This window comes from Enterococcus sp. DIV0840, assembly GCF_050527835.1.
Taxonomy (GTDB): domain Bacteria; phylum Bacillota; class Bacilli; order Lactobacillales; family Enterococcaceae; genus Enterococcus_L; species Enterococcus_L ureasiticus.
Map to the genome: position 1 here is coordinate 3448606 of NZ_CP172876.1, position 12679 is coordinate 3461284.

The 12679-nt window shown below is 35.2% G+C and carries 10 protein-coding genes; 3 read left to right on the forward strand and 7 right to left on the reverse strand.

Features of this window, described 5'->3' with window-relative positions:
* Positions 1 to 238 precede the first annotated feature (238 nt).
* The 3 genes from IGL98_RS16500 to IGL98_RS16510 all read left to right on the forward strand — a co-directional run bounded on the left by IGL98_RS16500 (position 239) and on the right by IGL98_RS16510 (position 4215).
* Positions 239 to 2362: a MucBP domain-containing protein gene (locus tag IGL98_RS16500; protein ID WP_206912480.1), complete on the forward strand. Its 2124-nt coding sequence runs from the start codon at positions 239 to 241 to the stop codon at positions 2360 to 2362.
* 91 nt (positions 2363 to 2453) lie between these two features.
* Positions 2454 to 3899 carry a helix-turn-helix domain-containing protein gene (locus IGL98_RS16505; protein WP_206912489.1) on the forward strand — a complete coding sequence of 482 codons (1446 nt, stop codon included), beginning with the start codon at positions 2454 to 2456 and terminating at the stop codon, positions 3897 to 3899.
* Positions 3877 to 4215 (forward strand): MucBP domain-containing protein, encoded by a 339-nt coding sequence (locus tag IGL98_RS16510; protein ID WP_206912497.1) that lies wholly within the window; start codon positions 3877 to 3879, stop codon positions 4213 to 4215. The genes IGL98_RS16505 and IGL98_RS16510 overlap by 23 nt, the downstream gene beginning before the upstream one ends.
* A gap of 88 nt (positions 4216 to 4303) precedes the next feature.
* On the opposite strand, the gene IGL98_RS16515 is transcribed toward IGL98_RS16510, so the two are convergent.
* From IGL98_RS16515 to IGL98_RS16545, 7 genes are all read right to left on the reverse strand, one after another.
* On the reverse strand, positions 4304 to 5776 hold the full coding sequence (locus IGL98_RS16515) for a MucBP domain-containing protein (protein ID WP_206843223.1): 1473 nt from the start codon (positions 5774 to 5776) through the stop codon (positions 4304 to 4306).
* 293 nt (positions 5777 to 6069) lie between these two features.
* Positions 6070 to 6774 carry a hypothetical protein gene (locus tag IGL98_RS16520; protein ID WP_206843224.1) on the reverse strand — a complete coding sequence of 235 codons (705 nt, stop codon included), beginning with the start codon at positions 6772 to 6774 and terminating at the stop codon, positions 6070 to 6072.
* A 17-nt stretch (positions 6775 to 6791) separates the two neighbouring features.
* Positions 6792 to 9404: a YfhO family protein gene (locus IGL98_RS16525; RefSeq protein ID WP_206912499.1), complete on the reverse strand. Its 2613-nt coding sequence runs from the start codon at positions 9402 to 9404 to the stop codon at positions 6792 to 6794.
* Between the two features lie 28 nt (positions 9405 to 9432).
* Positions 9433 to 10029, reverse strand: coding sequence for a signal peptidase I (gene lepB, locus IGL98_RS16530; RefSeq protein ID WP_206843227.1), 597 nt, complete (start codon positions 10027 to 10029; stop codon positions 9433 to 9435).
* Between the two features lie 18 nt (positions 10030 to 10047).
* Complete coding sequence (gene lepB, locus IGL98_RS16535) at positions 10048 to 10746, reverse strand: signal peptidase I (RefSeq protein WP_206843229.1); 699 nt, start codon at positions 10744 to 10746, stop codon at positions 10048 to 10050.
* 13 nt (positions 10747 to 10759) lie between these two features.
* Positions 10760 to 11425 carry a hypothetical protein gene (locus tag IGL98_RS16540; RefSeq protein WP_206843230.1) on the reverse strand — a complete coding sequence of 222 codons (666 nt, stop codon included), beginning with the start codon at positions 11423 to 11425 and terminating at the stop codon, positions 10760 to 10762.
* Positions 11426 to 11596: 171 nt separating this feature from the next.
* Positions 11597 to 12670, reverse strand: coding sequence for a DUF916 and DUF3324 domain-containing protein (locus tag IGL98_RS16545; protein WP_206912501.1), 1074 nt, complete (start codon positions 12668 to 12670; stop codon positions 11597 to 11599).
* Between the last annotated feature and the right edge of the window lie 9 nt (positions 12671 to 12679).

Consider the following 12679-nt stretch of genomic DNA (forward strand, 5'->3'; position numbering starts at 1 on the left):
GAAAAAAAGCAACATTCCTTATAGATGTTACTAGTGAAAAAGTGTACTATATTAGTGGATTTCTTTTTTCTTAAAAGCAATCTTTTCAATATAAAAAAAGTGATTTCAAAAGAACGGTTTATCATTTTATATATTTTTTTAAATTCCTATTCAACAAATGTGTAAAAACACTTAAATTACATATATATAAATAAACTGATTTTTATTTCACTACTATATTTACTGAGGTGTAATAACATTGAACAATTTAAAAAAAGTACTTTTATCTTCGGTGCTCTGCTTTGGAGTTTATGCTTCAGCAAGCATGTCCATTGAAGCGATCGCAATCAACAAACAGGGTATGACAGCAATTGAACACATGAATTCTTCCGACTTCTCTACGTATAATTCTTCTATTCAATCTTCCAATCCTGATCTGACTCCTAAGAAAACTGATTTAATGATAGTACCCGTTCCTGATAAAGCCCTAAAGGAAGCTCTTTTGTCGAAATTAGGAAAACCTGCCAACAGCGAACTTACAAATCAAGATATGGAATCGATAACTTCCTTAACACTATCGAACGAATTTTCTACACAAATCAGCAGTTTATCAGGATTAGAATATGCAACGAATTTAAGTTCTCTCTTTCTAAATACAAATAATGTGACTGATTTTAGTCCTTTAGAACAACTATCATCTCTTACTTATATAAATATAGATGGCAACTATTTAACATCAGCTAATTTCCCAGATTTAAGCAAAAGTACTGGAATTACCCATATCTCTGTGAATTCCAGACGATTAAGTGATGATATATTGCCTATGTTTGCCCACTTGATGAATCTTGAACGACTCTATTTAGATTCAAATATCAATATCACAACGCTTGAACCATTGAAAGAACTACCGAAATTGCGTTCGATCTCTGTTCAGTTTTGTGGCATCGTAGATTTTACAGTTATTAATGACTTTCCAGCGCTTAACGACTTAGCAGCATTTGGACAAAATATTGGGCGAACAAACATGCCTGCAACAATCAGTCGAACCGCATTGACCTATGATCGTGCGCAACAAACAGTTTTTATCCCATTTTCGGTAATGCCTAATCGACTAACGAATTTTGATGGTTATGTACCTCCTTTTACAACATCGACTTCTGCTAATGAAACGAAGCTTGGATTTAATGGCTCACAATTACCAGAGGAGCAATTGCAAATCACAGATCAAGGAGTCACCGTTTTAGCTATTACGGAAGAGGAATTTGACGCTCTAACTAGTTTTACATACAACACCCGAATGAATAATCCAGCAGGAAGTTATGTACAACCAGAAAATTATGGTTTTTATTCCATTTCCGCTGGCACTTATCTACAACAATTCAATGTGACCGACGAACCTCAAGATGGTGCGCCTGTGACTGTCAGCTATCTGGATGACGCTGGGAACCCAATTAGTGAGCCTACTGTTTTAAACGGAAAAATCGATGCAGCTTTTAGTGTTTTACCAAAAGAACTCGACAATTGGATAGTGAAATCTACACCGGAGAATACAGAAGGAACCTTTACACAGAACCCGCAAGAATTTATTTTTATCTATGAAAAAAAACTTGGTGCGCCCGTAACAGTCCGCTATCTGGACGAGACATTACATGATATAGATGAACCAACTGTTTTAAATGGAAAAATCGACGCGCCTTTCAATGCTGTGCCAAAAGAAATCAGTAGCTGGGTTCTAAAGACTACATCGGAGAATTCCAGCGGATCTTTTACACCAAACACACAGGAAATCAGGTTTATCTATGAAAAGGCACTTGGTGCACCTGTAACAGTTCAATATCTAGATACAGATAACAATAAACTTGCAGAAACAGAGGTACTGAGTGGAAAGCTTGATACGCCTTTTGAGTCAACAAATAAACAAATACCTAGTTGGCAACTTGACGAAATGCCCGAAAATAACAAGGGATTCTTTACTAGTCACCCGCAAACCATACGCTATATTTATAAAAAAAATGAGAGGCCGTTAATCCCTTTGGCAGGTGAAGCTTCTCGTCTACGACTTGTTTCACCAATAGAATATCTTAACCTTGGAACTACCTCTAGTAATAGGAGACTTACTCAACCACTTACAACTCAGTCTGAGAATTCCAAAAAAACGAACGAACAATCGTTGATCCCCAGTTTACTTCCAAAAACATTTTCATTCTCTGAAAAAAAGGCTGTCTCTGAAGAACTGCCGAAGAAAAAACAGGGAAATGGCCGAGGTACAGGATCAGTGACTATAAAATTTGTAGATGAACAGGGAAATGAATTAGCCGCGCCAAATACAATAACAGGAAAAATTGGGGAATCTTATACAGTAACTGCAAAGAAATTAAAATAAACGATGGTGAAACCTCTGCTCCAGCAATCGTTGTGGGACTGACACACAGCGATTGTTAGAGCACTTTTACACCAAGATCAGGGAGAAAGTAATGGAATACCTAGATTTTTTAGATGACGAAGACCACGATAAATTAAAATTGCTTATGACCTTACAACTCTATAATGACCAATATTTAACACAAAAAAGATTAATAGAATTGACAGGTTTATCAAAGTTTTTATTGGAAAAATATATAACAGAATTAAATGTGGAATGCCCAGAGTTAAGCATTTCTGAAGAAATTTACGATGAATTGTTCTATCCACCCATCTCAAATGATATAATCCAAAAAGTCCAACATGATTATGCGCAGCGTTCCTTAAAGTTCCGCTTTTTTATTGAGGTGTTAGTGGAAGAAAAAACGATAAAAAAATTTCAAGAGGAACAGCATATAGCCAAAACAACTCTTTATCAAATACGCAACAAAGTTTTATCTTATTTAAAGAAAGAACGGATCGCTGTTCAAAAAAATAGACTGACTGGCGATGAGATGAAAGTCCGATCGATCATTTTTGATCTTGTTTCTTATTTCTTTTTTGGAGAAGAGTATCCTTTTTCTAAAGAAAGTGATCAAGCTGTTCAACAACTATTACAGCTGTTGACTACCCATTTCCGTTTAGACTTAACTTTTTTTCAGAAAAAGAAGTTAGCCTTATTTATTCACATCATATACGTGAGAATAAAAAAATACCATGAATTGAGAGAAAACCTTTGTTCTATCAATGAAAAGATGCAACAATCAATGGAACAGCAAATGATTATGATTGAGCAAGCCCTTTATTCAACAAAGGAAGCTAGACCTGAAAATTTCAAGGAAAGTAACTACTTATTAGCCTTTCTATTTGTTTCAGATATGTTTACAACCGAATTAACGTTTAACCAAGAATTATTTATACAAAACCAAAATGCCGCACAGGAACTAACTGAGCGTTTAGCAAGTCAATTTCAAGTCACGGACAGGCAAAAAGAACAGTTGTATAATTCATTCTTAAAAAAACTACTCAGTCTATCCATTTTTAAACAAGGTTATACTACATTTGTAGAAACCGCCGCATACAGCTATTTTGCTGAGGTTTATTATCCAATACATAAATTAATATTGCGATTCATCCGAAAAAATCATTTTCTATTATCTTTAGAACTTTCCAAAAATGATCAAGCAAAACTTTACTACGACATAATGTTTTCCGTGTTGTCTCTCTTAGAGCCTTCACAATTAGGACAACCAATCAATATTTATATCGATTTTTCACATGGCATAGCATATACAGAATATATCTGTCAGAGTTTACGGCGTTTTCGTGATTTAAATGTCAGGATTCAAGAAAAATTTAATAACGAAACCCATGTCTTTTTATCTGATTATCGCCTACATGAAGCGAGTTGTCGTCAAATTATTTGGAAACAACCGCCTACTTCGTCTGATTGGGCTAAATTCGCTGACCTAGTGATTGAATTAAGGGAGGTCGAAAATGAAAAGAATCATGTTTTTTAGTGTTTGTTTGTTAACAACCTTTCTGATTATTTTGCTCATTAGCCAACCCGCAACAATTGTGTATTATGCAAAAGAAGAAGAACGTCAATTCTGGGAATTAGTAAATGAGTCTGCTCTTCAAGAGGGGAAATTTACAGATGAGCCCCAAGAAATTGTGTTTGTTTACCGAAAAAAAACGATCCCTCTTCCTTCAAAAATGCTCAATGTTAAGTATCCAATGGCAGTCGAGCCACCTGGAAGTAATCAAACAACTCAATATGGAGAATTGTTAGGCAAACTTTCTGGAATTTTTCTATTTGGTTCGACCCGTTCATAACAAATAAATGATTATCAAATCAAAAAAATAAGCATGAGATAAAAACTTTGAAAAGTTCATCTCATGCTTATTTGTATTTAGTAAAAAATTACGGTTCTGGAATCTGAGTTGATATAAAGCTTATTTCATAGGTAACATCAATCTCAAGTTGATCTGCAGTTCCTTTATAATTTATTGGTATATATTCTGGTTTTTCACTGAAATATGGGAAGTTTGAATAACTGGCCACAGCGGCGATCAGCGAACCGTTAGGCATTTCAATAAATTTGGGAAAGTAAAACTGATTCATTACTTGTCCGTCTGGTTTCGTTATTAAAAACTTCATTTCTTTCGGAAATTCATAATCCGTCCCAACTTTTACAGTCAATTGATCCGGATCTACAATACTATTTAGCGTATATGCTTTCCCATTGTACGAGCTCGTGTAATAATAGCCATCAATATCGCTTACATCAGGACGTAAGTACTCTATATACGGGGTAAGAGAATTCAACGTAAGTGGCGCTTTTGTATATTTATCAACATAGTGAATGTTTATCTTCACTTCATCTGTGTAATATAATTTAATTACCTTTTTATTTGCCGAAAATACTCCGTCAAGATCATCTTCTGTATGTTCAAACAAAAAATTTGCGATATTTTTTTTTTCTACATGAAATGCCTGACCTATTTCACCTTTCAAAATATCAGAATCCATAATTTCAGTGCCATTTTGATCTAAATATTGAACGGTCACAGTACTTAAATTATCAATCTCTTTTTCATATTCATAAACAACTGTTTGTTCTTTTTCTTCAAACATACCCCTAGCATTCCCTGGTAACTTGGCTTCATTCAAAATATAACCTTGAATCGGTAATTTATATTGTTCTGTAGATACGTCATAGTTCTCACCAATTGTGCCAGTAATGGTTTGCGAATCATGGAGCTCATTGTTATTGCCATCAACATAACGGACTAGAATCGTTGACTCAACTTTTGGCGGATTCGTTTGTGAAACTGGGTAGTAACCTACGTAAGTATATCCTTCAATTACAGTAGGCTTAATACTTTTCACTTCACCCTCAGAAATCGAGATATTCTCTGCGGGAATCAGCGGCACTCCTACTGCTAGAGCCGTCATCGAAGTCGTTCCTATCGCTGCTGGAACAATAATGCTCAATAACAATTTACTATATTTTTTTCGTTTATATAAGACAAATAGACTAATGACAATAAACCCACTGCCGCATAATAGTAAACTAGCATGATCCAGCTCTCCAGCTTTTGGTAAACTAGATTGATTCATTGGTTTTGACGTTGTTCCAGCATTATTCTGACCCAGTTGAGATTCTGAATCAGTAGGACTATCCGTTCCAACACCATCCAAAGACTTTTGATAAACGAGATTGTATTGTTCATGCTCTGAACTTATTGAAGGCTTATCTTTAATAAGTTCAGCTTGTTCTTTGGGACTAAGCGTGTCGATATCATAAAAATTGAGTTGTGCTGCTTCGCTTGATAGTGGCAATAAGAATAATGCCGTTATTAAAATAAATATGCTAACGATCATTTTTTTCATGATTAAGCTCCTCTTTATAAAACATACTTTCACATAATAAAAGAAAAATAAATACATTTTATTTCGGTTTACTTATCAAAAACTTAATTACCGTAAGAAAATTTAATGAAAAACACATTATAACTATCTTTATTTTATATTAACTCGTTTTTTCCATCTAACTTATTTGAAATCATCTGACATCTATACCTCACCGTTTTCTCTATATTAGACAAAGTAACTTAATCCGCACAAAAAGCGAGACGATGATACAACATTTTGCTTTGTATCATCGTCTCGCTTTATTTTAATGATTACTCAATAGAAATCAATCCATATATTTCTTTAAAACAATTCTTCTTATCATAGGATATAGTCAGGATACGACTAGTATGCTGTTGTTCCATTTGACTGTCATTGTATATTTCAATCAGCTGATTGGAATTCTTGTCGTTCACTTCTGCGATTTTTTTCTCAGCATTTTTGATTACCTGATCTAAATCCGGCAATTCCATCACTTTACCTAGTTTCCTCAATAACAACAAAACAGATTCTCCCGGCAGCTCACTGTCTGCAGAACTATTTTGAATCAGTATCCACTGCTTCGTCAAATAAACTTGTTGCTTTTGCTGATTTACTTGAAACTGAGCTTCGGCTGATACAGCATAGTTGGGAGAAGTATTCTCTTTTCCCGCTTTAAGCTTTCCTTGGATCGTCAGAATTTCTGCATCACTTTTTATCGTAAACTCCGACTCATCCTCTGTCATCAATATTTTTTGCATTAATGCTAATGACTGTTCAAAAAAGGGTGGTATCATCAAATCGAACTTGTCTTCCATCAACTTTCCAGCATCCTTTTTAGAAAGTTCTGGATAGTCCATCGAACTAAATAAATTGGTCCGTTTTTTTGACCAGTTCGCTCCATCATTCTTCTGTTCAGAATTATTTTTTTCGATTCCATTTGTACAGCCTACAAGAAGTAAACAGCAACAAAAAATTAAAATTCTTGCTTTTTTCATCTATTTTACACCGCCCTTTATTCGTAAAATGGATCTTTTCCGTGGCGAATCAGATAGTATTGATACACACTAAAAGCGGTCACGCAAAAGATAAACAAAACAGTTCCCGTTAATACGCCTTGCGGTAAATAGATAAATCCCACTTGATGTTTACCTGCTGGGACCGAAATACTCAGCAGTCCATCATTGATTGTACGGATTGGCACTAGTTTCCCATCTATTTTCACTTGCCAGCCTTTATCAGCTGGAATCGTTGTGAATAGAACGCGCTCTTTTTCAGTTGTAATCTCAGCCGTTGCCCTACGTCCGCTAACTTGAAAATCGACTCCTTTCTCTTTAGCTTTTTGCATTGCCTCTTCAAATTTGACGGTATTCAACAACATCACAGTCGGTTCAAACAATTCTAGCTGCTCCGTATAAGAAAATGTTGTTTCCACTGTGATTTCCTGTGCTTTTTCATAGTCGCCTAAGGAATAAAATTGCCCTGTCTTTGCTAATTGAGTATTTGTTTTCTGTTTAGCTGATCGTACCTCTACTTTTGTCCGATCCTGACCCGCAAAATTGGCTGGAAATAAATCTAGATATAGTTGGGAATGAGGATTTACATTGACTTTCCACTTGATTTTCATTGGTTTATCCTTATCCTCGGCCTTTAAAATCAATGTGTTACGATCATATTTAACCCCTTCGCTTAACGTCGTATTTTCAGTTTCAATTATTTCTGGAAAAGCTGTTGTATAAAGCGCTTCTTTGACGCCAGCAAGTTCAGACAATAGACTGGCCGGATCATTAGCGATATCTTCATCATAAATCGCCTCATCCGTCAATATTCCCATTGGCAATGCATATTGGTTTTTATACAGTTGATACGCCCCGCTCGTGTTAATCTTCTCAAAACCAGCTTTAGATATATCAGCTTTTGACAGATTGTATCTGACACCCATCAGTGCATCCATCAAAAGGGTATTATTTTGATAACGAATAGAGAGATTTGTATCATACGAGCGAAAACCTAGTGTATTCATATAAAAAGAAGAATGCCTATTTCTGATTGAGGAAAACATTCCGATACCGCTATACCCATAACGAAAACTTTCATTAGGCGAACTATCCGTGATATTTTCCATACGATAAAAGTCCTTGTTTTCATCTTTTGTTTGTTTTACTAACTTTTGAATATCTTGATAATCTTCGTCATAATTTGAACGCTGTGCATAGCCCCAGTCGTTTTCGATCCCTTTCACTAACAATTGCGTATTCATCCCTAATTCTAAGAAATAAATGCCCATAAACAGACAAATAAACATCTTCGTTTGCCCTCTGCCTTTATAGATGAAAAAGAAGAAAATCAAATATGCCGCTAGAAAAACCAAGGTTAGAATAAATGACGTATAGGTCAAGTACTCGTAATCACGACTTTTGGCTGTAACTATACGAACAACTGTAAACAGCACCATCAATCCAATAAAAATATTGACTAGCTGCTCAAAATTTTCTTTTTTGTACACCGACCAACCATGTCCAGCCAACAGTAAAATTGTGAAAGAAAATAAGAAACTAAACCTAAAAAGAAACATATTCGGTGCATGTAATCCGTGCCAAAATAAATTCAATGGTTCCACATAAAAGCTGACGATCAATATGATCAGTAAAATCCCATAACAGATTTTATCGCGTATGATTATTTTTTTACTCAGAAAGAAAAATACACAAAAAACGAGCGGCAACAAGCCCACATATATAAACGGAATCGAACTATAACGCGTTGTATCATAAACCCCAACCATATTTTTTATGATCAAATCCCAAGGTCCTGTAGCAGCCGTTTTCCAACTTTTTACTGCAGTCAACACTTCTCCATTTGTATGTAAATCGATCAACGTCGGCAAAAGTAAAATCATTGAAGCCCCTCCTGCTAGTAGCGAGGTAAACAAATAACTTGGCAAACATTTTACGTAACGCTTTTGATCCGTAAATAAACGGACAATAAAATAAAGAACCGAATACACACCGATCATAAAACCAATATAAAAATTGGAAATAAACAAAAGAAAATAACTGATAAATAAAAGTCCTGGACTGCGCTTGTCCATGATAAGATTTATCCCTAGAATTACTAACGGGAAATAAATCAATCCATCCAACCACATGACCATTTCCGAATTTGCAATCGTAAATCCCATCAATGCATAGCTGACACCCAATAACAAATCGCCCCACTTAGGTAGGTGAAACGTCTTTGTTGAAAAAAACCAAAAGGCTAGACTCATCAAACCAATTTTCATCACTGTTAAATAATAAATAAAATCAGGCATATTCTGATTATCAAAAAAATAAACGAGCGGTGTAAAAATCCCGCCTAAATAATAACTAACCAGTGACAGATAATTTAACCCCAATGAACCTGACCAGGTATAAAAAATACTCTGATCACTTTTCATCATATTGTTAAAACTAGCAAAAAAGTTTACATACTGACCAAATCCATCACTAGCCAATATACTCGTTTTACTTCCTGGATAAATACCGATGGAAAGATAGATACTGACTACTATCAGCACAGGCAATACAAAGCTTGCTGCGGCATATCTGACTCTTCCTGAAAAAAATAGTGCTAGTTGTTTTTTCATAAGATTCCTTTCTATTGCTATTCGATTTTTAGTGAAGTCTTCCTAAACGATCTAATGGATAATAACGATACATTGCAACTCCTTCAATTTGTTTTGTTGAAACGAATCCAAAAGAGCGGCTGTCATTTGAATGATTGCGATTGTCCCCTAACACAAAGTAATTATCTTTAGGAATCTGTTTCATCCCTTTCATTTCTTGTGCAACAGCTTTATTTACCGTAATCTTGATCGTGCCATCTGGAAGTTGAGTAGACTTGTTATTTTTCGAATCAAAACTAGACCTCTCCTGATTTAAAAATAAATTCGTTCCCTCCAGCCAAATAGAATCACCTGGCAAACCGATTACACGCTTTACATATGATTCTTTCTTCTTTTTCAGAGGGTCGAGTGTTATGATCGAATATCGTTTTGGTACTTCTCCTTTGTTTACAAAAATCCGATCGCCATTTTCTAAAGTTGGAAACATCGAGGAACCTTCCACAATATGTGGTTTCACTTTGAATAAGAATAATACGCATAGGCAGACACAAAGGAAAAATACGCTATTTGATACTAAATTTAATAATTGTTTATGTTTACGCTTCTTTTTAGCTCGTTGATTTTTATGTTTTATTTTCTTATCCATCTGTTTATCCTCTGATTTTTAGTAGCTTGTCAGCTTATGTATGGGCCAAATTCTCATTTCGACTGTTCCAATGATCTCTTTTTCATCCACTAATCCATAGTAGCGTGAGTCTGTCGAATAAGGTCGATTATCTCCCAATACTAAGTATTTACCTTTTGGTATTCGATCTAATTTGGTATTAGGAATTTGCGATAAACGAAAATCATCTGTCAACAACTCTTCATTTTGTTCTGCTCGTTTTAGTTGGCTTTGTAAAAAACGCTCAATCGTCTCTTGTTGATTGATAAAAAGTTGATCATTTTTGTATTGAACACTCTCACCTGGCAGCCCAATCACGCGACGAATCGATTTTTCTTCACTATCTGGTATTTTAAAATAGATCAAATCAAATCGTCTAACGGTCCCAAAACGGTTCACAAAAACTCGCTCACCATCGTTGACTATTGGCGCCATGCCATATCCTTCACTTTTGGGCAAAGCAAAGATGGTTGCCGCCATGATAATAAAAAGAAAGAGCACGATAAAAATAGTCACTCCTATTTCTTTCCAAAGCTCTCTCGTCGATTTTATTTGTTTTCTTCGTTTCCGTAGCTTTTTTTTCTTTTTGAAAGAAGTGTTGTTTACTCGTTTTCTGTTTTGTTGTGCCTTGTTTATTTGGGCTTTTGGACGTTTTTTCTTCGTGTTGTTACGGGGATTTCCCTTTTGTTTTTCATTCATTATTTTCATCTGCTTATTTTTTTTGTTTCAATGCATTTTCATTGATTTTAAAATAGGTAATGATCTTTGCTTGGATTTTTTGCGCTTTTTGCAGATCGTTGATGTACGTTTCACGCGTTTGGGCATTCTCCATCATCTCAGCACTTTGATTATTTAAATTTAATCCTAACTCTTTGACTTGATTATAATAACGAGTCAATGATCTTTGACCTTCTGCTGTTAATCGGCCATCGGGTCCCCGCATCCCAAAGCTTGATAGTTTCGCTGCTAATTCACGTAAATTATTCCCAGCTTTCTCTGGATTATCGCTCTCACTCAAGGTATTGATTTGATTCTTTGTTTCATTGAGTAAATAATACCCTTGAACAATTCCTTCTGAATCTCGTTCTCCCAGATTCGTCGCTTGGTAGTAACGTGCATAAAATGCCGTCCCACTCATAATGCAGGCAAACATAATACATATCACCAGATTCCAACCTTGTTTCTTATGTTTTGCTTTGGCTTTTTTCAATGCTCGTTTGATTTTTTTGCGCTTTCGCGCGTTTTTTGTCCTGATTCTTGCAAATTGCCGGACTTGCTTTCGAGTGCTGAAAAGGAAAATAATGCTTAGTAAAGAAAATAGCGCAAAGAGGATAGCACTTGATAATGTTCCGATAAATACCCAATCCAGTAATGACATACTTCTATCCTCCTAATATAAAAGTGTAGCGGGATCGCTTAGCTCCGAGTGAAAAATAGGAAATGATGACTGTGGTATTTTTTACCTCATTCATCATTTGACTTTTTTCCGAGGAGCTAGATAACATATAGTACCCACGTCCTGCTACACTTCATCTTATACTTTTCAACATCAACGCTTTTTACGTCCCGCAACTTTTCTTTTCTTCTTTTTTTTCTTTTTATTTATAAGTCGAACAATAACAAATATAATCACGATCACTACTAGAACACCTAAAATAATCATGATGATCAATTGCCAATTGATCCGATTTTCCTGAAGTAAACTAACGTCTTCTTGGTTAAATTTATCGGCTTCTTCATTTGTAATGGTAAATTTCTCTTCCCATTCCCATTTTTCACCTGTCTTGGCACTCACTAAAATATGGGCGCGATAATTTCCTGGTACCATTTTTTCGCCATTCATCGATATTGGAAAATTAATTTTAGAGTTAGGTGCCATACGCATTTTTGTCTGCTTCGTTTCATAAAGGACTTCATCAGATTTTTCACTCATCACTTGAACATCTACCGCCATATTATCCAGATAGGCCGACTGTGTATTTGAAAAATCAACGATGATTGTATTGCGGTAATTTTTTAGATCCGCATATACTTTGTTTAATTCTAAGTCAGGTTTAATTTTCTTATCTGTTTCTGTCAATAACATGCCCACTAAATAAGCATATTTATTTTTGATCATGCCTGCTTGTTTTTCAGATTCTTGATCTCTTTGAATCATATAAATACCACCAGAAATAACACCGTCAAATGTAGTTTCAGGCATTGTGATATCAATCGAATAATCGACCGTTTGCTTTGCTGGGATCACAACTGATTCTTTACCTTTTACGATTTCAGCGAAGTCGTATTTTAAAGAAGGATCTTTCTCTAAACTTGAAGGTCCATTTTCTAAGACACCATTACTGTTTGTTTTTGTGCTGTTCAAGCTGACATCGACCGTAATTTCTTGATCCGAATTATTGCTCATTTGTATAACGGTGGTTTGTTTTTGACCTGGTTTCATTCTCAAATCAAAATAGCTCACTTCTTTATGTTGATTCTCTGGATAGATTACTTTATAGGTAAATCCGCCAGCCGTAGCTTTGTCACTTTCTTTATCTGCTGATACATTGTTAGGCATTACAAAAAGTGCTATCGCTATGTACATGATGCTTGTTAACCAAATAATTGCTTTTTTCTTCATTTACTTGCC